We start from the raw sequence: 20,552 nt of genomic DNA on the forward strand, positions 1-20,552 counted from the left end.
TCACGCACTGCCGAAGAGGGCCTCGTAGTCGACCCGGTGGCCCCGCCGCTCCAGCTCCGGGATGACCCGGGTGCCAAGGAGTTCGAGGCTGCGCATCACCTTCTCGTGCGGCAGCGTGCCGAACTGCGTGTAGCACAACAGCTGGTCGACACCGGCCTGTTCGTACCTCAGGATCTTCTCCAGGCACTGCTCCGGCGTCCCTACGATGATCATGTCCTGCTCCGTGTACTTCGCGAGGTCGATGTCACCCCGCATGGTGGGTTGCAGCAGCGGGAACGCCTGCTCCTTCTCCTCCTCGGGCAGGTGCGCCAGCTCCCATTCGAGGGTGAACTCGGCGAGATTCTGGTACCACCACTTCACCGACTCCCACAGCCCGTAGCGTGCGGCCTCCTCGGGGTCGTCCGTGCAGTGCACCAGGGTGTAGGCGCCGACCCGGTCGTTGGTGGCCCGGGGCAGTGGCTCGACGCACTCGGCCTGGCCCGCGCGGTACACGGCGATCTGCTCGGCCATCTTCTCCACCGGCTGCATCAGCGCGAACGACAGCAGTCCGAGGCCCAACTTCCCTGCGTTGTGGGCGGACTGGGAGCTGGCGGCGGCGAGCCACGCCGGCGGATGCGGGTCCTGGAAGGGGCGCGGGGTGATGAAGCGTTCGGGGAAGTCGATCGTCTCGGACTTCCACTTCAGCTTCTCGTTCGTCCACGCGGCGATGACGAACTCGAAGGCCTCCCGCCACATGGCGCGGGAGCGGTCGTCGGCCGGGACGTTGAACGCGAGCTGCTCGTTGGGTGTCGAGCGGCCGGAGCCCCACTCCACCCGGCCGCCGCTGAGCACGTCGACGGTGGCGACCTTCTCGGCGACGCGCACCGGATGCTGGAACCCGGAGGGGAGCAGGACCACGCCGAAGCCGAGCCGGATGTTCTCGGTGGCCTGGGACAGCGCACCGAGGATGGTCTCGTTGGACGGGGACGCGGACCGGCCCTTGCGGAAGTGGTGCTCGACCACCCACGCGGTCTGGAAGCCGAGCCGGTCGGCGAACTTGATCTCTTCGATCGCCTCGGCGTACGTCTGCTGCTCGGCCCGCTTCTGCCCGAGCGGGAACGGCTCGGCCGAGGGGCCGATCTTCGGCTGGAACTCGTAGAGCAGATCGAGCTTCATCGAATCACTCCCGGTGCCACCTGCGGAGTTTCGCTATAACGAAACTGTCTTCGCGGACGCCACGAGTGTCAGACCGTACGCGCCAACTGTCAATAAGCGACGACCTGTTGGCTCCGAGAGGCCAGTGAGCGTGTCAGTCCAACGCCCGCTCCAATACGGTCCGTCGCTCACGGACCCACTCGTACGCCCCGCGCACCAGCCGGGCCAGCGCGACCAGGCTCTCGTCGGAGGAGACGGCCGCCGGCTGTCGTGGCTCCCACGCGGCGCCCCAGCATGCCCGCACCGCACCGCACGGGAAGGGGGCAGTCGTACGACCTGTCTACGGTGGGGGAGCGGGCGACGGTGGACGGTGCCCCGCGTGTGGTGGAGAGGGGTCGGGTCGCCGTGGACGGCACGCACGTCGCTGCTCCGCGCCCGTGATCAGCCGAGCGCCGCGCGGATCCGGCCGAGCCACTCCAGACCCATTGCGCGTCCGCCCGGATACTGGTCGTACCGATCCCAACGCCAGGTCGTGACGACAGCCAGAACAAGCAGCCGGCACGCCCGCAGCAACTCCTCATCCACACCCGGGTAGTGCACGGCGACATCCTCGGGCGCATGGGCGAGATCGAGCTCGACGGGCCCCCGGCAACAGGTCTCCAGGTCGATGAAGACCGGCCCGTGCAGGGTGGCGAGCACGTTGCCGGGATGCGGCTCCCCGTGCAGCAGCTGCTCGCCACCACCACACTCACCGATCGCCCGCACCGCGCTTCGCAACGCGTCGCGCAGCAACTCCCGGTCCGCGTCACCCAGCTCCGGCGTACGTTCCCGGTCCGCCAGCAGCCGCTCCGCGTGCGCGACGCGATCCGTGAAGTGCGGAGTCCCGGCATCGACCTTGCGCATGCCGGCATGCAGCCGCGCGAGCGCGTGGGCATAGTCGACGGGCGCCACGTCGCGCGGTGCCGCGGACTCGTAATAGGTCCACAACGTGACGACGAACCCGTCCCGCTCGTACGTACGCGGCTCCACCCGTGGGTCGAGCGCGGCAACAGGACACCCGGCTTCGGCAAGCTTCTGCGCCAGCTCGACCTCGAACTCCGCGATCTGATCGTCGACCGGCGCGACCCGGGCCAGCACGTCACACGGCAGCAGCCGCAGGGTGAGCTTGTTCGAGTCGTGCAGTACCGTCACGTCGTCGTCGACGTCCAGCGCCAGCGACAACGCGACGGCCCTGGCCGCGCCCACCGCGCGGGAGGCCTCAGAAGATCGCATGCGGAGAGTATGCGGTCGGTGCGTGGGGTGGCGCATCCGGGTTTCAGACCGTGTAGCCGCCGTCCACCGCCAGGTGCTGGCCCGTGATGAATCCGGCCCGGTCCGAGGCCAGGAAGGTCACCGCCTCCGCGATGTCCTGCGCGGTGCCAAAGCGGCGCAGGGGGATGTTGCGGCGGGTCACCTGGAGGGCGGCGTCGTCGAGTTCGCCGTTCTCGATGAGGCGGGCGGCGATGCCGTCCGTGAGCATGCCGGGGCCCACGCAGTTGAAGCGCACCCCGTAGCGGCCCTCCTCGGCCGCGAGGGCGCGGACCACCGCCTCGACCGCGCCCTTCGTGCCCGAGGACAGGCCGTCGCGGACGGGGTAGCGGTGGGTGGCCGCGGTGGTGACCGCGACGACGCTGCCGGCGGACGCGCGGAGGGCGTCGAGTGCCGGGTGGATCAGGTTGTAGAAGGCCAGGGTGTCGGCGTGGAGCTGGTGGCGGTACTGGGACGGTGGGACCTTGCTCAGGTGCACCATCGGGACGTGCGGGCCCGCCGCGTAGACGAGCGTGTGCAGCGCGCCGAACCGGTCCACCGCCGAGCGGATCGCCGAAGCGGCCTCGTCCTCGTCCGTCAGGTCCGCCCGGACGGACTCCACCTGGGCGCCCTCCGCGCGGAGTTCGGCGGTGAGGGCCTCGGCGGACGTCTCGTTCGAGCGGTACGTGAACAGCACCGCGCTGCCGCGCCGGGCCAGCATGCGCACGGTGGCCGCGCCGATGCCGCCGGTGCCGCCCGCGACGAGTGCGGCGCCCTTGCGGCCACCGAAGTCCTGGTTGTCGTCGTCCGTCAACTCGTCAACTCCCTCACAGGTGCAGCGACTTCGCGATGATCACCTTCATGACCTCGCTGGTACTCGCGTATATAGCCGTAACCGCCGAAGAGTTGAAGGGCCCGGACCACGCGCAGCCCGCTCCAGTCGTGGGGTCGAAGGATTCACCCGGCGCAAGTCGCCGTAGATCCTGCGACCGCAGCGGCCCGACGAGCGGATCCCCGGGCCCGTACAGCACGAGATCGAGCACGACGGGTTCCTTCTGTTCTGTCCCACAGCGGTGCGCGGGCCGCTCACGGGTGGACGACAACCGTGAGCGGCCCGCGCTGGTGGCTCAGGAAGGACCGAAGTCCGAGATCAGCTTGGCCTTGGTGGAGTCGGCCTGCGCGCGAACCGCCTCCACGACATGCGGGTTGAACGCCGAGGTGTCGAAGTGCCGCACCATGCGGTCGAGGATCGTGCCGGCCTCCTCCACATCGCCCTGGCGGGCATACGCGCGCGCCAGCCTGCGGGTCGCCAGGTTCAGGGTGAGGTTGTCTACGCCCTTGCCCTGCTGGGAGGCCTTCACGACCGGAGTGAGTTGCTCGATCGCGGACTTGGTGTCCGGAGCACGTACCGTGAGGCCGGTCTTGTCGGCCTTCAGGCTCTTGAACTCGTGCTCCGCGTTGAGTCCCTTCGCAAGCCGCGCGTACACCGCGAAGGGGTGGTTGGCGTGCCGCTCGATGACCTCTTGGAGCGCCTCGTTGCCGGTGCGCAGCGACGGTGAGTCGGAGCCGCGCAGCACGAGCAGTTTGCCCTGCTCCTCGCCCATCATCAGCTCGGCGAGCTCGGAGTCGGCGGCGGTGACCGGGTGGCGTACGACGAGGCGCAGCACCGGCGAGACGATTCGTGAGCCGTCGGAGGCCTGGTAGGAGGCGCGCAACTGGTAGGTGCCCGGCTGCTGGAAGTAGTGCCCGTCGCCGCCGTAGCCGATGTAGGCGCTGGAGTAGATCGCCGGGCGGTTGGTGTCCAGGCGCACGGTCTCGTCCTGGTCGACGCACCGCAGCCGCAGCGGTCGGTACAGGACGGTGCGGCCGGAGGGCGGCCGGATGGCGATGTTGACGAGCTCGTCGTCCGGGTGGAGGTGACCGTGGGTGGAGCGGCCGCGCAGGTCGGTCGTCTCCAACTTCAGCTCCACGACGACCGGTTCACCGAACGCGAAGCCACTCTTGGCGCCCCGCAGACCGAGACGGAGACCCGATTCGTCGGCGAGCGGCTCGTCGAAGAGTTCGGGCTCGATGTCGGCGGCACCGGTCGCGAACGCGTTGGCGCCCATGATGACGTTGCGGTAGTAGCCGTGCCGCAGATGGATCAGCTCGTTGTCGGTGAACTGGAACGGGAAGTCGCTCCAGTACGCGGCGGTCCCGGTCGGGCCGGACGAGGACTGGTAGTTCTGCGGATAGTTCATCCACGACAGATCGCCGAAGCCGCCCTTGGGGCCGAGCGGGGCCGGCGGCCGGGCCAGGTTCTTCTGCCAGGAGTGCAGCAGGTTGAAGGAGTGCCCGAGCTCGTGCACGTACGTACGGAGCTGGGCGCGCTGCGTCTCGGGGTCGGCGCCCTTGATCAGGTCGTAGAAGACCGCGCAGCCCTGCCGCTGGAAGGAGTCGGCGGCGTCGAACATGATGCCGCGCACGCCCGTCAGGCCCTCGTAGGCGCCGGCCACGAAGAGCCATGCCTTCCACTGTGGGACGTTCCGCCACTGGCTGAAGTTGGTCTGCATGGCGCCGTGCAGCTCGGAGTCGCTCCAGCCCGAGGGGCTGTCGGCGACGACATTCGCGGCGCCCGACACCAGGAGCTGGATACCGGCCTCGGCGTACGCCCCGGGAACGCTCAGCGAGCGGGCGGGACTGCCCGGTGGCCGCGGCAGCGAACCGGTGTTGTAGGCGAGGAACGGTATCTTGCCGGTCACCGAGTCCTGTTCCCACGTGAGGGCGCGGAAGTACGGGGAGATGTACGGGCAGAGGTAGCTCGCGCCTGCTTGGCCGGCCACCGTGAAGAACTGCACGGTGGCGGCGGCAGGCGGCTGCCCGACCAGGCGCCGCGGGATCGTGACCCGCACGACCGGGGCTCCGGCCTGCCAGGTGTAGCTGCCGAGCCCCTTGATCACGACCTGCGTCGCCGACCACGTGACGGTCGGACCGTGCACGGTGAACGACCCGAAGTACGCGGTCGTCCCACCGGTCGTGGTGAAGAAGTCGCCGCTGACCCTGCGCAGGACCTTGGACCCGCTGCGCGTGCTGTCGACGTCGACGCGCAGTTCGAGCTGGAAGCCGCCGCCGCTGCTGCGGTACCGGCCACTTGCCGGGCGGTACCGGGCGACGGCGGCCGTCGCGCCCTCCTGTGTTTCCGAGGTGTCGTGCTGTGCCGACGCCGGCAGTTCTTCGGAGCCGCTGGTCATGGTGGGTTCCGTGACGGCCTGTTCCGCGGCTTCTTCCTGCTCCTGGCCGCTCGATTCGAAGAAGTCGGCCGATCCGGTTGTCGGGTCCCCGCTCTGTGATGACATGACGTCAAGTCCTTCGTTCTGCCTGGGAAATGCTGGAAATGCAGTGGGGCCGGTGGGCGTGGTCCGGGTTGTGGTCCGGGCGCCGCGGCGCCGGTCAGCCGTTCAACTCCCGGCGCAGCAGCACCATGTCGTCCGGATGCACACGGGGGGCGGCGAGGTCGGCCAGCGAGCGTTCCACCGAGCGCCCCTCATCGTGGAGCTGCCGCTCCGTGCCGCCGCGGTCCCGGACGACGACCACACCACCGGACACCACGATCTCGGTGAACTCGGCCGCCGGGCCGCCGCCACTGATGCGAAACCCTCGGTAACCGAGGTCCTGAAGCGGCGCGGCCCCGGGAGGAGCCGGTGGCAGGGCGGCGATCCGGGCCACCAGGGCGTCCCCGGTGTCCGGCGCGAGGCCGAACACCGGATTGCGCCGCCCGCTGTAGAGATCGATCTCGACGTCCACCCGCTACCTGATCCTTTGGCGTTGCGAATTACAGCCGTAGAAGTAGCCGCAAAATACCGTGTACGGACCTCGGTTCGCGGTCTCCGGGTTGAATATGACGTTGTTGCTGTTGTCCGTGTTCCGGGCGGCCGTGCCGCCGGGCTTGTGGCCCCAGAACCCTTCCTTCTGCTTGCGGTACCAGTGGAAGTCGATTCCGGGTGCGATGACCAACGCGACCAAGTAGCGCGGCTTTTCGGTGTCCGGGAAGCAGTTGAACCGGTGGTGCATTCCGTCGCACAGGGACGCACGCGTCATTTCGGCAGTGCTGATGGCTTTGTACATGCTGCCGCAACCACGGCCCGGCTGGGCGAACGTATTGGTCCGCCAGTTGCTCGCGTAGTTGTAGCAATTGTTGTTGAGCCGGACGGTGGAGTCGTTGTTCCAGAATCCCGGGTTGAACGCTCCGAGCTCAATGGTGCAGGTGGCTGCCGGAGTGGTCTCTTCAGGACCGGGCTCCGCCTCCGTCGTCGTGGCCGCGTCCATGACGCTGAGCCGGGTGGCGGACGACAGCTGCGGGATCAGGTACTCGCGCAGGGTCGAGTCCAGCGGCTGTGCGGGTTCACGGGACGCGGCGGCCTGCCCGCGCTCCATCAACGTCACGAGCCGCTCGCCGATCTCGGCCGCACGGCCACCGCGTGCCTGCGGCCCGACGGGCAGGTACAGCCTCGGTTCGGCGCCGAAATCGCTTCCGATCTCGTCGTTGAGCGGTTCGATCGAGAATCCTCGTACTCCGAGCTCGCCCGTGGCGGGCGGGTCGCTGATGAACAGGTTCCTGATGCCGTCCACCTCGCGGAGCAGCGCCTGTACTTCGCTCTCGTCGGTGACGTCGGCCACCGGATTGGGTCGGCCAGAGAATATGTCGGCCGTGATGCGCAGCATGTTTCCGTCCCCCGTTTTTTCGCGACACTGGTTGCAGGGCAATGACACCTGTTTGTGTCGAGTTCCCGCCGGGCTCCCTGGCTCGGTGGGAAGCCGATCATCGTGCTGTTCGGGTGGGAATGACTAGGGGTATATCTCGCGTCGCAGCAAGCGTCAACGCCGACCAAAGGACTGCCGGGGTCATTCGGCCAACAGCTACGGCACTTGCAGCGGATCAATACGCCATGTTCCCTATCGCGACCGGATATCCGGAAGAAGAGCATTCCACTGGACCGGGTGGCGGGCCGCCGGCATGCGCCTGCGCACCCGCTGGACCGTGATCGGGGCCCGTCCGGTGCGGGTGGTATTTCGGGAACGCGCACAGTAGAACTGGGCCCATGTCCGATCAGTGGCCGTCTCATCACCCGGCACCGGTGCCCGGCCCGCCCAGCGGGTACGGGCCTCCCCAAGTCCCGCAGCTCGGCGTCGGTTACCGGCGGTGGGCCGGTGTCCTTCTCTGGCTGGCGATCGTCCTGGCGGGCCTCATGGTGGTGGCGTTCGTGGTCAGCCTCGTGTTCCTGACCAAGGCGGATGCGGACGGGGACAACGCTTCCTACGGCTATCTCGCCCTCTTCCTCTGGTTCGGGATCGCCGCCGCGATCCCGGTCCTGCTGGCCCTCGGCATCCCGGGTCTGGTCATGACGCGGCGTGTGCGAAGGCAGCGGCACCATCGCCCGCCGCAGCGACCAACTGGGTAGCGGCAGCGAACTCGTCGCCCGCGCGATCCACGTGCTGTGAGACCCGGGGACCGCACCCGGCCGGCTTGGCGTCGTAGCGTGGAACAGGCCCCGAAATCGCACCATGGAGGACACCATGGGGAGCAGGACCTGCCCGCCAGCGGTGGGTGACCGCAAGCACCCCACGGAGGATTCGACATGCTGCTCGCCGCAGAGAAGGGCGACATCACCACGATCATCGGGGGCATCGCCCCCGACTGGGGCCCGTTCGGCGCCCTGGGCAGCGAGGCGAAGACGATGATCCAGGTCGTCATGGCCGTCGCGATCCTGCTCTGCCTCGGCGTCGCGATCTGGGGCGCCGCGAAGCAGCGGATCGGTGCGACCGCGCTGCGCGACACGTTCAGCGCCGAACAAGGTAAAGGCCTGATCATCGCCGGGCTCACCGGAGTGTTCATCATCGGCTCGCTCGGCACCGTCTTCACCATCGTGTACGGCATGGCGGTCTGACGGCCGTCGGGGCAGTGGCGGTGGTTCAGTTGCACGCGTCCACGGCTTCCTCGCACGCGGGCCGGGACCCTATACGAAGGAGTGGATGTGGAGTCGCCGACGAGCAGCACGGTCGAACCGGTCGTCCGTGCGCCCAAGGGCGGCCGACCGCGTGCCACGACCCGGCCCGACCTCGAACGGATCGGCTTCGAACTCTTCGCCCGGCAGGGCTTCGACGCGACGACCGTCGATGACATCGCGGCCGCGGCGGGCATCGCGCGGCGGACCTTCTTCCGCTACTTCGCGTCGAAGAACGACCTGGTGTGGGGCGACTTCGAACAGCAACTCGTCGGGTTCCGCGATCTGTTGAACGCCACCGGTCCGAGTGTTCCGATCATGACGGCGCTGCGCGTGGCCGTCGTAGACTTCAACCGGTTCGACGCCACCGTCGTGCCCTGGCACCGGCAGCGCATGCAGCTGATCCTGACCGTGCCCACCCTCCAGGCCGACGCCACTCTGCGGTACAGGTCATGGCGCGCGATCGTGACGGACTTCGCGGCCCGGCGCCTCGGCCTCGCCGCGTCCGACGCGGTTCCTCGGCTCTTCGGTCACACGCTCCTGGCCGCGGCGGTCACGGCGTACGAGCACTGGCTCGCGGTGCCGGACGCGGAGTTGAGCGAGCTGCTCGACACGGCGATCCGGCGCCTCGAGGACGGGCTCGGCGGGGCTTGAGCCGCGTGGTCGGCGCCTCAGGGCAGCTCGCGCCGCATCGCGTCGGCGATCAGCTCACCGATCAGCACGGCGGTCGCGGCCGGGCCACGGTGCGGTGTGTCCGGCAGTATGGACGTGTCCGCGACCCGCAGCCCGCGTATCCCGTGCACACGCCCGTACTGGTCGACGGCGGGGCCCATCGGGACGGTTCCACAGGTGTGTTGGGCCGTGCCGAGGTGGTCGCGGATCCATGCATCTAGCGCGCGGTCTTCGCGGAGCGCTTCGTAGCCGGGAGCGAGCAGACCGCCGTCGGAGACCTCGGTGAAGGGCGTGGTGTCCAGGAGCTCGGCCGTGACGCGGACAGCCGCGCGCAGGCGGCGCAGGACTTCGCCGTCGCGCAGATAGTCGTAGTCGATGGCGGGCGGGACCTCCGGATCGGCGGAGAGCAGCCGGAGCCGGCCGGTGGGGCGCGGCGTCTGGACGGAGGCGAGGAACGAGTGCGGAGCACCAGGCACCCGGGCGGTCCCGCCGACGAGCCCGGCCATCGGGACCAGTGACTGGAGGATCTCGATGTCGCCCGGGCAACCCGGTGGCCCGCCGGGGGAGTTGAGGTGCAGACAGTCGCCGAGCCAGCCGGTGGCGGGCGGGCCGAGGTCGTCGCGCGGCTGCCAGTCCAGGAGCAGTTGCGGATGGTCGGAGAGGCGGGCGCCGACCGCGGGCGCGTCGCGGACGACGGGAACCCCGGCCCGTTCGAGATCAGCGCGCGGGCCGATCCCGGAGAGCAGAAGTAGGTGGGGCGTGACGAGCGCGCCCGCGCACAGCACCACGCAACCGGCGTCGAGTGTCTCCCGCGCCCCGTCGCGCTCGACCTCGACCCCCGTGGCGCGCCCGCGCTCGACCACCACCCGCCGTACCGAACAATCGCCCAGCACGGTGAGGTTGGGCCGGTCCTGCACCGGCGTCGGCAGGTAGGCGAGCCCGGTGTTCCAGCGCACGCCGTCGACGGAGTTCGACGGCACGGGCCCGAAGCCGGGCGGGCCCTGGTCGTTCTTGTCGGGCTCGGAGGCGAAACCCAGTCCCCGGGCGGCCTCGCGGAAGGCCACGGCGGCGGGGCGGGTCGGCTGTCCGCGCGTGACGGGTATCGGCCCACCGACCCCGTGCACCTCGCCGCGGCCGAAGTCGAGATCGTCCTCCAGGGCGCGCAGCAATGGCAGCACCCGTTCGTACGCCCAGGCGGGATTCCCGGCCCCGGCCCACCGGGTGAAGTCCTCGCGCCGGGCCCGGACGAAGTACCCGCCGTTGACCGTGGTGGAGCCGCCCAGCACCCGTCCGCGCGGCACCGACCACGGCCGCTGCGGAGTGAGCCGTACGGCATGGGAGCGGGTGGCGGGATGGTCGGGCCGGGCGCCCGGTACGAGGCGTGCGTCCAGCAAATCCGGATCGAATGCCGCAGGCACCGGACCGGCCTCCACCAGCAGCACGTTCCGGCCGACGTCCTCGCTCAGTCGCGCCGCCAGCACGGCACCCGCGCCGCCGGCACCGACGACCAGCACATCGGGGCGAGCGGACGCGATCGGACCCATGGGACCGGATCCAATCCCGCCGCGACGCCGGCGCGCAAGACCCTCGGCGGTACCCGCACCCTTTCTTTTGGCATCGCATGCCAATACTCTCGAACCCGTTCGCGCACACCCTCAACCACCCATCGGTATCAGGGAGTTCCGCATGAACGAGCAGCTCGAAGCCACCGCTGCCCCCGAGGCGCCCGCCGCCTCCACCGCCTCCGCCTCTTCGACCGACGAACCCCTCATCGAGGCCGACGACCTGGTCGAAGAGGTGTCGATCGACGGCATGTGCGGCGTGTACTGATCGTGCCCGCCGCCCCCGTCCCGGCCGCCTCCCCCGCCTCCTCCACGTTCGACCTGGACCGCGCCTGGGACGTGCACCCCCAGGTGTCGGTCAGGCCCGAACCCTTCGGCGCGCTGCTGTACCACTTCGGCACGCGCAAACTGTCCTTCCTCAAGGACCGGGGACTGCTCGCCGTCGTCCAGGCGCTGTCGACGTCCGCCACCGCACGCGCCGCCTGCGCGAGCGCCGGCGCCGGTGACGCGGACACGGCCCGGTACGCACGCGCCCTCGCCGTCCTGGCCCGCTCGTCGATGCTGGTCGAAAGGAGCCCGACACCGTGACCTCAACTCCCGTGGCCGCCAAGCCCGGTGAACGCCTGGTGGACCTGTTCGAGTACGGTCTCGACGCGCCGATCTGCCTCACCTGGGAACTCACCTACGCCTGCAATCTGTCCTGCACCCACTGCCTGTCCAGCTCCGGCCGCCGCGACCCTCGCGAGCTGTCCACCGCCGAGGCCAAGGCCGTCATCGACGAGCTGGAGGCCATGCAGGTCTTCTACGTCAACATCGGCGGCGGCGAGCCGACCGTGCGCCCCGACTTCTTCGAGCTGCTCGACTACGCCACCGCCCACCACGTCGGCGTCAAGTTCTCCACGAACGGCGTGCGCATCACGCCGGAGGTCGCCCGGCGCCTCGCCGCCAACGACTACATCGACGTACAGATCTCCCTCGACGGAGCCACGCCCGACGTCAACGACGCAGTGCGCGGGGCGAGTTCGTACGACACGGCCCTGCGCGCGATGCGCAATCTGTCCGACGCTGGCATGAAGAACTTCAAGCTCTCCGTCGTCTGCACCCGCCACAACATCCCGCAGATGGACGACTTCAAGGCGCTCGCCGACGAGTACGGCGCCCAACTCCGCCTCACCCGCCTTCGCCCCTCCGGGCGCGGCGCCGACGTGTGGGACGAGCTGCACCCGCTGCCCGCCCAGCAACGCCAGCTCTACGACTGGCTGGTGGCGCACGCCGGCGAGGTCCTCACCGGCGACTCGTTCTTCCACCTGTCCGCCTACGGAGAGGCGCTGTCGGGCCTGAACCTGTGCGGAGCGGGCCGCGTCGTCTGTCTCATCGACCCCGTAGGGGACGTGTACGCCTGCCCGTTCGCCATCCACGACGAGTTCCTCGCGGGGAGTGTGCGCGAGGCGGGCGGCTTCGCCGGTGTGTGGCGGGAGTCGGACCTCTTCCTCCGGCTGCGCGAGCCGCAGCAGGGCGGGGCCTGCGCGTCCTGCACGTTCTACGACACCTGCAAGGGCGGCTGCATGGCCGCGAAGTTCTTCACCGGCCTGCCGCTGGACGGCCCCGACCCGGAGTGCGTCCAGGGGTACGGGGAGCAACTCCTCGCGGAGCGCGCCCGGGACGGTGCCACGATCCCGAAGCCGTCCGGAGACCACTCCCACCGCACCGGCCCCGTCGTCGTGCCGCTCACACGGCGGCCGCCCGTGTCGGACTGCGACGAGAACCCAGTAGCAGGACTGAGAACCCAGTAGCAGGACTCAGAACCCTGTAGCAGTACTCAGCCCGGCCGCCACCTGACGACGCGGTCACCCGACGAGGAGCAATCCGCCCCATGGCAAGAAACCCATGGTTCGAAACGGTCGCCGAGGCCCAGCGGCGCGCCAAGAAGTACCTGCCGAGCAGTGTTTACGGCGCCCTGGTCGCCGGCTCGGAACGCGGCCGCACCATCGGTGACAACATCGGCGCGTTCGCCGAACTCGGCTTCGCCCCAAGGGTGGTGGGCCACCACGCCGAACGGAACCTGACGACCACCGTCCTCGGCGTCGAGTCCGCGTTCCCCGTGCTGATCTCGCCGACCGGTGTGCAGGCCGTCCACCCCGACGGCGAGGTGGCCGTGGCCTGCGCCGCCGCCAACCGAGGCGTGATCATGGGGCTCAGCTCGTTCGCGAGCCGGTCCGTGGAAGAGGTCGCCGAGGCCAACCCGAACACCTTCTACCAGATGTACTGGATGGGCAGCCGCGACTCCATGACGCAGCGCATGGAGCGCGCCAGGGCGGCCGGCGCCAAGGCGCTCATCGCCACCCTGGACTGGTCGTTCTCCAACGGCCGGGACTGGGGCAGCCCGCCGATCCCGGAGCGCATCGACCTGCGTACGGCCGTGAAGTTCGCCCCCGACGTGCTGCCGCACCCGCGCTGGCTCCTCGCGTTCGCCAGGTCCCGCCGCATCCCCGACCTGACCACCCCCAACCTCCGGGCCCCCGGCGGGCAGGCCCCGACCTTCTTCGGCGCCTACGGCGAGTGGATGCAGACCGCCCCGCCCACCTGGGACGACGTGGAGTGGATGCGCAAGGAGTGGGGCGGCCCGTTCCTGCTCAAGGGCGTCAGCAGGGTCGACGACGCCAAGCGGGCCGTCGACGCCGGAGTCACCGCCATCTCGGTCTCCAACCACGGCGGCAACAACCTCGACACCACACCCGCCACCATCCGCCTCCTGCCGTCCATCGCCGAGGCGGTCGGCGACGACATCGAGGTACTCCTCGACGGTGGCGTGCGGCGCGGCGGCGACGTCGCCAAGGCCCTCGCGCTCGGCGCCCGAGCCGTCCTCATCGGCCGCGCCTACCTGTGGGGCCTCGCCGCCAACGGGCAGGCGGGCGTGGAGAACGTCCTGGACATCCTGCGCGGCGGCCTCGACTCCGCGGTCCTCGGCCTCGGACACGCCTCCGTCGACGAACTGGGCCCGGACGACCTGGCCATCCCGGACGGCTTCACCCGCACCATCGGGGTCCCGCGTGCCTGAACCGGTGGAGCTGGCGCGCGCGACCTGGCCCACGGTGCCGGAGCGCGCACTGGTCCTGGTCCCCGTCGGCTCCACCGAACAGCACGGCCCGCACCTGCCGTTCCACACGGACAGCACGATCGCCGAAGCAGTGGCGCGCCGCGTGGCGCGCCAACTCCCGTACCAGGGTGTGGTCTTGGCGCCCACCTTCGCGTACGGCGCGAGCGGTGAACACGCCGGTTTTCCCGGCACTCTCTCCATCGGCCACGAGGCGCTGCACGCGGTCCTCGTCGAGACAGTGCGGTCCCTGTCCCTGTGGGCGGGCCGCGTCGTCCTCCTCAACGGCCACGGCGGCAACGTCACCACCCTCGACGCGGCCTGCGCCCAACTCCGTTACGAAGGCCACGACGTGGCCTGGCTCGGCTGCGCTCCGCCCGGCGGCGACGCCCACGCCGGCCGCACCGAGACCTCCGTCATGCTGCACCTCGCCCCGGGCGACGTACGGCTCTCGGAGGCGGCTCCCGGCGACACCCGCCCACTGACCGAACTCCTGCCCCACCTCATGACCCACGGGGTATGCGGCGTGTCCCCGAACGGCGTCCTGGGCGATCCGACCGGCGCCACCGCCGAGGAGGGGCGGGCGCTGGTCGAGGCGATGGTGTCTCACGCCGTCCGCCTCGTCACCGCGGGCCGCGCCGACCCACGAGGCCGGCTCGTGACCGCCGTACCGCAAGGAGCCGCATGAGCGGCATGCCCCTCCCGCACGGATACGTCATCGGGCTCGACCGGCACACCCGCGTCCTCGACGGAGGGCGCGCGCTGCTCGGCGGCCACCCGACACGGCTGCTGCGGCTGACACCACGCGCCCGTGCACTCCTGACCGGGCGCACCCTGCGTGTACGCGACCGGGCGGGCGCAGTCCTCGCTGACCGGCTGCTCGCCACCGGCCTCGCCCACCCGGTGGTCAGCGAACTACCACCGAGCGAGCCGAGCGACCCGAACGGCACGGTCACGTACGTCATCCCCATACGCGACCGCCCCGACCAGCTCGACCGCGCGCTCGCGAGTATCCGTGCCACCACGACCGACGCCCCGGTGACCGTCGTCGACGACGCCTCCCACGAACCGGCCCCCGTCGCCGCAGTAGCCGGGCGCCACCACGCGCGCGTGCTCCCGCTCGCCGACAACCTCGGTCCGGCCGGCGCCCGCAACGCGGGACTGCGCGAAGTCACCACGCCGTACGTGGTGTTCGTCGACTCGGACATCGTCCTCGCCAAAGACACAGTCGACGTCCTGCTGCGCCACTTCGCCGACCCGGCCGTCGTGCTCGCCGTGCCCCGGATCACCGCACTGCCGGGCCCCGGCGCGGAGCGCTGGCTGGGCCGCTACGAGAGCACCCGCTCCTCCCTCGATCTGGGCCGCCACCCGGCCGCCGTGCGCACCGGCACCCCCGTCTCCTGGGTCCCCAGCGCCTGCATGCTCGCCCGCACCGACGCGCTCACCAAGGCCGACGGCTTCGACGCCGGGATGCGCGTGGGGGAGGACGTCGACCTGTGCTGGCGGCTGGCAGCGGACGGCGGACGCATCCGCTACGAGCCCGCCGTGCAGGCCGCGCACGAACACCGGGTGGAACTCGCCGACTGGTTCCACCGCAAGGCCGTCTACGGCACCGGCGCGCACCCCTTGGCCCGCCGCCACCCGGACAACATCGCCCCGGCGATCCTCGCGCCGTGGAGCGCCGCCATGCTCGTCGCCCTGCTCGCGCAGCGCCGCTGGTCGCTGCCGGTGGCGGGCGGACTCGCGGCCGTCGCCACCGTCCGCAACGCCCAGAAGTTGAAGGGCATCGAACACCCCCTGTCGCACGCGGCCCGTCTCACGGCCCTCGGCTCGCTCGCGTCGCTCACCCAGGGCACGGCGCTGCTCACCCGCCACTGGTGGCCGCTGACCGTCGTGGGCTGCCTGGTCTCGCGCCGCCTGCGCCGGGCCACGGCCGTCGCGGCGGTCACGGACGTCGCCCTGGAAACCCTCGGACGCGGCCCCGAGCCCACCCGCCTCGACCCCGTCCGCTACGCCGTCGCGCGTCGCCTCGACGATGTCGCGTACGGCTCCGGGGTGTGGCTGTCGGCGCTCAAGGGCCGCTCTACGGCTGCGTTGCGCCCTCGGATCGTGCGGGCAGCCGCCCGTCCCCGCTCCCCGCTTCCTCCCGAGCGCGCATGTCCCCGTGGAGACGCGCGACTCCGGCGCACACCAGCGGCATGACCAGCGGCGGCAGCAGGAGCAGGGCCACCGCGGTGGGGAAGATGATCATCAGTACGCCGGTCATCCACACGTTGTCGTCGTTGAGCCACAGCATGCCGAGCCCGGCGTAGTGGTTCAGGGGACCGGCCGCGTACACGACCACTACGTAGGCGAGCACGGCCGCCGCACACGACAGCAGGCCCAGGCCGAACGTGCGCCGACGGGCGCGACGGGTCAGCACCCAGGAGCGGTACACCGCCGCGAACGGGTTGCGGCGCTCCAGCACCGTCTCGGCCGTGGCACCGGACAGCCGGAACCAGACCAGCGGGCCGAGGGACCAGATGACGATCGGCAGCACCCAACCCACCAGGGTGTACTGCCAGGACGCGGTCTCACCTATGGGCGTGGGTTCGACGCCGGGCACCTCGTGTGCGTCGACCAGGGTGAACAGGAACAGGCCCGCCCACACCACGACGGCCACGAAGATGCCGGTCAGGAAGTTGGCCACGACGGCAGCGAACAGGCGTGGACGCGTGCGCCGCCACAACTCGCCGACGGACAGCGGCCCGCCGTCGCGCCGGGCATGGGAACTGCCGACCGCGTACGCGCTGTGGAGCACGGAGACGACGACCAGCGCCAGCAGGAGGAACACCGGCGCCGCCACGGCGCCGACGGCCTGCATGGGGTCCAGGTTCTCGTCCGCGTACGCGTAGTAGGAGTCCTCGTTGGCTATATTGCGGTCCGCGTACTCCCGGACGTGTTCGAAGCCGTCCCACGCCGCCGCGAACGCGCCGGCGAGGATCGCGAACCCGAGTACGGCGGTGGCCAGTGACACCCAGAGGGTGAAGCGGTACAGCGTGCCCCGGTAGGGCCTGACGTCGTTTTCCATGGTCGGGCCCTACCTCCGTGCGGTACCGCGGTCGCGTGGTTCTGTGGATACGGGGATCAGGACGCCTCGTGGGACGTGTGAGGTTCCCGATGCCCGGACATCAACCCGCGTACGTCGTCCCGAACGCCTCCAGGAACTCCAGCGTCGCCGCTGCCGACCGGTTGGGGCATGAGACGGCCGTCCACGTCACCCCGGCCTTCTCCAGAGCGGCGAACAACTCCCGGTGCCGGTCCGCGTCCAGAGTCGGATCGGTGAGGGCGTCATCGCGGTACGAGTGCAGTACGTCGACGTCGGCACCGCGCCCGGCCGTGGCCGTGGCGTCGCGCACCTCCGCTATCGCGCCCGCCAGTTCGGGCAGTGGGCCCAGCGTCGGGGTGCGGGCGGTGGTGCTCAGTTCGGGGCCGCCGGACATCGGCATCCAGCCCTGCGCCCGCTCCGCGACCCGGCGCCGGGTCAGCCGTGAGTTGCCGCCGATCCACAGGGGTATGGGCCGCTGCGCAGGCCGGGGCAGGGCCTGCACGTCGCGGACATTGAAGTGCCGACCCGCGTAGCTGAACGGCTCGCCGCTCCAGTGCAGCGGCAGCACGTCGAGCACCTCGTCGAACAGCGTGTTGCGCTCCTCGAAGTCGACGCCCAGGGCGTGGAACTCGCCCTTCAGGTACCCGGCGCCGAGACCCAGGATCAGCCGCCCGCCGGAGAGCCGGTCGAGCGTGGCCGCCTGCTTGGCCAGCAGCAGTGGATTGCGGTACGGGGCGACGGCCAGATAAGTGAGGAGCCGCAGTCGGCTGGTGACCGCTGACGCGTGGGAGAGTGCCACAAAGGGGTCGAGCGTCTGGTGCCCGCCGTGGTTCAGCCACCGCGCGCCGGGGGCAGGGTGCTCGCTGAAGGAGAGCCCGGAGAAGCCGAACTGCTCGGCAGCGCGGGCCACTTCGGTCAGAGGGCCGGCGTCCAGCATGTCGGCATCCGGCCCGTGCGCCTCCGGGTAGTGAAACAGGAATCGCATGTCACGCATCCTCCGGTTCTGTGCGGAACTGCCGCCCGTACGGCCCCCGTTGGCGGGGCCTGTCCAGGGGCGTACCGATGCGCGCCGAAAAACGCAAGAGCCTTGGTGACTGTCCTGTGGTGGTTCAGGAGCGCGGCCAGGGCTGACCGCTGAGCCGTTCGATGCTGGTGTTGAAGCGCTGCAGGTAGTGGGCGAAGGTCTCCACGTCGTCGGCCGGCCAGTCCTCGAAGACCTTGTCCAGTTCCTGGATGTGGGTCGCGCGCTCGTGGTCGAGCCGCCGCTCGCCCTCTTCGGTGAGCCGGAACTTGCGTGCCATGCCGCCGTCGGGATCGGGGATCCGCTCCAGGAGGCCGGCTCGCATCGCGCTCGCCGTCTGCCGGTTGAGCGTGGATGCGTCGAGCAGCAGCGCCTCGCTGAGCTGCCCGATCGACATCGGGCCCTGGACCCGGATCCGGCTCAGCAGGATGTAGGCGCTGCGCTCCATGCGTTCGGCCTCGCGGCGCCGCTTCTCGCTGCCGAGTTGATGCCGGCCGAGCACCATGTGCTCGAACTCGACCAGGTGCGATGGCTTGTCCATGTACGTGCTTCCTCCCAGGTCGACCGTATCGCAGGGCGTCGCAGGACATGCGCGCCGTCCGGACTCCTTTCCCGCTTGTGTGCCGCGCCGTCAGGTATGTGTGTCATGCATGGAGTATGTGCGATGCATATCGTGTGTACGATGCACATCGTTGCACATGCTGAAGAGTTTGAAGAGATTGAGGAGTCCTTCATGGATGCGCCCCAGTCGGGCAGCCGGGCGGGCGCCGTCGTCGCCACCCTCGCGCTCGCCGGAACCGTCGCCGCGATCATGCAGACGCTGGTGACCCCGCTCATCGCCGAACTGCCCCGGATCCTGGACACGTCCGCCTCGAACGCGGCGTGGGTGATCACGGTCACCCTGCTCGTCTCGGGTGTGTGCGTGCCCGTTTCCGGCCGCCTCGGTGACCTGATCGGCAAGCGCCGCATGATGCTCGTCTGCGCCGTGCCGCTGTTCATCGGCTCGGTGGTGTGCGCCCTCTCGTCGTCCGTCGTGCCGATGATCGTCGGGCGCGGGCTGCAGGGGATGGGTATGGGCATGGTGCCGCTCGGTATCGCCCTGCTGCGGGATGTCGTGCCCACCGAGAAGCTCAGCGGTTCCATCGCCCTGGTCAGTGCCTCCATGGGAATCGGCGGCGCGATAGGCCTGCCGATCGCCGCCGCGGTCGCGCAGTACGCGAACTGGCGCGTGCTGTTCTGGGGTGCCGCCGGGCTCGCCGCGATCATCGGCGTCATGATCTTCCTGATCGTGCCGGACGTTCCGGCGGCCGCCAAGGGGCAGCGCTTCGACGCTCCCGGCGCGATCGGCCTGGCCATCGGTCTTGTCTCGCTGCTGCTCGCGATCTCCAAGGGCGCCGACTGGGGCTGGTCCTCGGGCGCCACGTTGGGGCTCTTCGGTGTCGCCGCCGTGGCGCTTCTCGTATGGGGCTTCTACGAGTTGCGCACGCGTGACCCGCTGGTCGACCTGCGGACCACCGCCCGCCCGCGCGTGCTGTTCACCAACGCCGCCTCCATCCTCATCGGCGTCGGCATGTACTCGTTCATGCTGATCGCGCCGCAGGTCCTGCAGTTCCCCGAGGCCACCGGGTACGGCCTGGGCCAGTCGATGCTGGCCGCCGGCCTGTGGATGGCGCCCGGCGGCGTCATGATGATGCTCATCTCGCCGCTCGGCGGAAAGCTGATCAACGCGCGCGGTCCGAAGACCGCGCTCATCAGCGGCGCACTCGTGATCGCCGTCGGATACGGGGTCGCGCTGCCGCTCATGGGGACGGCCTGGGGCATCATGGTCGCCGGAGTCGTGATCAACAGTGGTGTCGCCCTTGCCTACGGCGCGATGCCCGCGCTTATCATGGGCTCGGTGCCGCTCTCCGAGACGGCCGCGGCCAACGGCTTCAACACCCTGATGCGCTCGCTCGGTACGACCATCGGTTCTGCCGTGATCGGTGTGGTCCTCGCGCAGATGACCATGTCCATGGGCGGCTACACGCTCGCCTCCGAGGGCGGATTCCGTACCGGGTTGATGATCGGCTGTGGTGTCGCCCTGGTCTCCGCCGCTGTCGCGACGCTCATCCCGGCGCTGCGCAAGGAGGGTGCGGACCAGTCCGTCGCAGCGCAGCCGACCGAGGGCGACCAGGCCCCGGCCCGCACCTGAGGCCGTCCGCGAGTGAGGGGCGGCCCGCGCAGAGGGCCGTCCCGGCATCTGCCCCACGCATACGCGACGGGACGGTTGTCGTGCGAGGGGCCGGGCAGGAGTGGTACAAGGACACTCGAATTCCCTTGCCAGGCACGGCACTTGGAGGTGCACCGTGATGCTCCCGGCTCGCCGACGCGCAGCGGACGCTGCCTGCGAGAGGGCAGAGCGGTCCGCATCCGCCGAACTCGAGGAGCAGGTCGAGCAGTTGAAGGAGGCCGTGACCTCGCACGCCGTGATCGACCAGGCCATCGGGGTCGTGATCGCGGTGGGCGGGATCCGGCCCGCGGAGGCGTGGGACGTGCTGCGCGAGATCTCCATGCGTACCAACACGGGGCTCCGCCTGGTCGCCCGCCGGCTGATCGCCTGGCCGCGCACCCAGGAGCTCGACCCGGTGATCCGCGCCGAGCTGGAGCGGCAACTCGCTCAGCGCCGGGAGGCAGCGGATCCGGTGGCGACGGAACCGGGCTGAAAGCCCCGCTC

At 70.3% G+C, this 20,552-nt stretch carries 22 protein-coding genes; 11 read left to right on the plus strand and 11 right to left on the minus strand.

Annotated features, from left to right (window positions below; genetic code table 11):
- The 7 genes from OHA73_RS43730 to OHA73_RS43760 form a co-directional block, all read right to left on the minus strand.
- On the minus strand, positions 1 to 1,155 hold the full coding sequence (locus OHA73_RS43730) for an LLM class flavin-dependent oxidoreductase (RefSeq protein ID WP_267073304.1): 1,155 nt from the start codon (positions 1,153 to 1,155) through the stop codon (positions 1 to 3).
- Between the two features lie 420 nt (positions 1,156 to 1,575).
- Complete coding sequence (locus OHA73_RS43735) at positions 1,576 to 2,406, minus strand: phosphotransferase enzyme family protein (RefSeq protein WP_327658201.1); 831 nt, start codon at positions 2,404 to 2,406, stop codon at positions 1,576 to 1,578.
- A gap of 43 nt (positions 2,407 to 2,449) precedes the next feature.
- Positions 2,450 to 3,235, minus strand: coding sequence for an SDR family NAD(P)-dependent oxidoreductase (locus OHA73_RS43740; RefSeq protein ID WP_327658202.1), 786 nt, complete (start codon positions 3,233 to 3,235; stop codon positions 2,450 to 2,452).
- A gap of 13 nt (positions 3,236 to 3,248) precedes the next feature.
- Positions 3,249 to 3,464: a hypothetical protein gene (locus OHA73_RS43745; RefSeq protein ID WP_327658203.1), complete on the minus strand. Its 216-nt coding sequence runs from the start codon at positions 3,462 to 3,464 to the stop codon at positions 3,249 to 3,251.
- Between the two features lie 84 nt (positions 3,465 to 3,548).
- Entirely contained in the window at positions 3,549 to 5,756 is a 2,208-nt protein-coding gene (locus OHA73_RS43750) for a hypothetical protein (RefSeq protein ID WP_327658204.1), read from the minus strand.
- A 94-nt stretch (positions 5,757 to 5,850) separates the two neighbouring features.
- Entirely contained in the window at positions 5,851 to 6,204 is a 354-nt protein-coding gene (locus OHA73_RS43755) for a hypothetical protein (protein WP_267073298.1), read from the minus strand.
- A 3-nt stretch (positions 6,205 to 6,207) separates the two neighbouring features.
- Positions 6,208 to 7,164 carry a hypothetical protein gene (locus OHA73_RS43760; protein ID WP_327658205.1) on the minus strand — a complete coding sequence of 319 codons (957 nt, stop codon included), beginning with the start codon at positions 7,162 to 7,164 and terminating at the stop codon, positions 6,208 to 6,210.
- A 335-nt stretch (positions 7,165 to 7,499) separates the two neighbouring features.
- Between OHA73_RS43760 and OHA73_RS43765 the strand changes: the two genes are divergently transcribed.
- The 3 genes from OHA73_RS43765 (at position 7,500) to mftR (ending at position 9,056) form a co-directional block, all read left to right on the plus strand.
- Complete coding sequence (locus OHA73_RS43765; protein ID WP_327658206.1) at positions 7,500 to 7,859, plus strand: hypothetical protein; 360 nt, start codon at positions 7,500 to 7,502, stop codon at positions 7,857 to 7,859.
- 177 nt (positions 7,860 to 8,036) lie between these two features.
- Positions 8,037 to 8,345: a hypothetical protein gene (locus tag OHA73_RS43770; protein ID WP_266724855.1), complete on the plus strand. Its 309-nt coding sequence runs from the start codon at positions 8,037 to 8,039 to the stop codon at positions 8,343 to 8,345.
- An 87-nt stretch (positions 8,346 to 8,432) separates the two neighbouring features.
- Positions 8,433 to 9,056 carry a mycofactocin system transcriptional regulator gene (gene mftR / locus OHA73_RS43775; protein WP_327658207.1) on the plus strand — a complete coding sequence of 208 codons (624 nt, stop codon included), beginning with the start codon at positions 8,433 to 8,435 and terminating at the stop codon, positions 9,054 to 9,056.
- Positions 9,057 to 9,073: 17 nt separating this feature from the next.
- Here the strand turns inward: mftR and mftG are convergent, their stop codons facing one another.
- A complete protein-coding gene (gene mftG / locus OHA73_RS43780; RefSeq protein WP_327658208.1) occupies positions 9,074 to 10,618 on the minus strand; it encodes a mycofactocin dehydrogenase MftG in 1,545 nt (514 codons plus the stop codon).
- Positions 10,619 to 10,760: 142 nt separating this feature from the next.
- Here mftG and mftA point away from each other — a divergent pair, with 142 nt between their 5' ends.
- From mftA to mftF, 6 genes are all read left to right on the plus strand, one after another.
- The gene (mftA, locus tag OHA73_RS43785) at positions 10,761 to 10,904 is read left to right on the plus strand and encodes a mycofactocin precursor MftA (RefSeq protein WP_327658209.1); all 144 of its coding nucleotides are present in this window, start codon (positions 10,761 to 10,763) and stop codon (positions 10,902 to 10,904) included.
- Entirely contained in the window at positions 10,889 to 11,224 is a 336-nt protein-coding gene (mftB, locus tag OHA73_RS43790) for a mycofactocin biosynthesis chaperone MftB (RefSeq protein ID WP_327658210.1), read from the plus strand. Before mftA ends, mftB begins: the two co-directional genes overlap by 16 nt.
- A complete protein-coding gene (gene mftC, locus OHA73_RS43795; RefSeq protein ID WP_327658211.1) occupies positions 11,221 to 12,429 on the plus strand; it encodes a mycofactocin radical SAM maturase in 1,209 nt (402 codons plus the stop codon). The genes mftB and mftC overlap by 4 nt, the downstream gene beginning before the upstream one ends.
- A gap of 80 nt (positions 12,430 to 12,509) precedes the next feature.
- Positions 12,510 to 13,694 (plus strand): pre-mycofactocin synthase MftD, encoded by a 1,185-nt coding sequence (gene mftD / locus OHA73_RS43800; RefSeq protein WP_327658212.1) that lies wholly within the window; start codon positions 12,510 to 12,512, stop codon positions 13,692 to 13,694.
- The gene (mftE, locus tag OHA73_RS43805; protein ID WP_327658213.1) at positions 13,687 to 14,418 is read left to right on the plus strand and encodes a mycofactocin biosynthesis peptidyl-dipeptidase MftE; all 732 of its coding nucleotides are present in this window, start codon (positions 13,687 to 13,689) and stop codon (positions 14,416 to 14,418) included. Before mftD ends, mftE begins: the two co-directional genes overlap by 8 nt.
- Positions 14,415 to 15,932 (plus strand): mycofactocin biosynthesis glycosyltransferase MftF, encoded by a 1,518-nt coding sequence (gene mftF / locus OHA73_RS43810; protein ID WP_327658214.1) that lies wholly within the window; start codon positions 14,415 to 14,417, stop codon positions 15,930 to 15,932. The genes mftE and mftF overlap by 4 nt, the downstream gene beginning before the upstream one ends.
- Here the strand turns inward: mftF and OHA73_RS43815 are convergent.
- The 3 genes from OHA73_RS43815 to OHA73_RS43825 form a co-directional block, all read right to left on the minus strand.
- Entirely contained in the window at positions 15,814 to 16,800 is a 987-nt protein-coding gene (locus OHA73_RS43815) for a hypothetical protein (protein ID WP_327658215.1), read from the minus strand. The genes mftF and OHA73_RS43815 overlap by 119 nt on opposite strands.
- A gap of 100 nt (positions 16,801 to 16,900) precedes the next feature.
- Positions 16,901 to 17,803: an LLM class F420-dependent oxidoreductase gene (locus OHA73_RS43820; protein ID WP_327658216.1), complete on the minus strand. Its 903-nt coding sequence runs from the start codon at positions 17,801 to 17,803 to the stop codon at positions 16,901 to 16,903.
- Between the two features lie 124 nt (positions 17,804 to 17,927).
- Entirely contained in the window at positions 17,928 to 18,380 is a 453-nt protein-coding gene (locus OHA73_RS43825; protein ID WP_266724876.1) for a MarR family winged helix-turn-helix transcriptional regulator, read from the minus strand.
- A gap of 192 nt (positions 18,381 to 18,572) precedes the next feature.
- On the opposite strand from OHA73_RS43825, the gene OHA73_RS43830 reads away from it, so the two are divergent.
- On the plus strand, positions 18,573 to 20,030 hold the full coding sequence (locus OHA73_RS43830; protein ID WP_266724878.1) for an MFS transporter: 1,458 nt from the start codon (positions 18,573 to 18,575) through the stop codon (positions 20,028 to 20,030).
- Between the two features lie 157 nt (positions 20,031 to 20,187).
- Positions 20,188 to 20,541 carry an ANTAR domain-containing protein gene (locus OHA73_RS43835; RefSeq protein ID WP_327658217.1) on the plus strand — a complete coding sequence of 118 codons (354 nt, stop codon included), beginning with the start codon at positions 20,188 to 20,190 and terminating at the stop codon, positions 20,539 to 20,541.
- Positions 20,542 to 20,552 lie beyond the last annotated feature (11 nt).

The organism is Streptomyces sp. NBC_00483, from assembly GCF_036013745.1.
Lineage (GTDB): Bacteria > Actinomycetota > Actinomycetes > Streptomycetales > Streptomycetaceae > Streptomyces.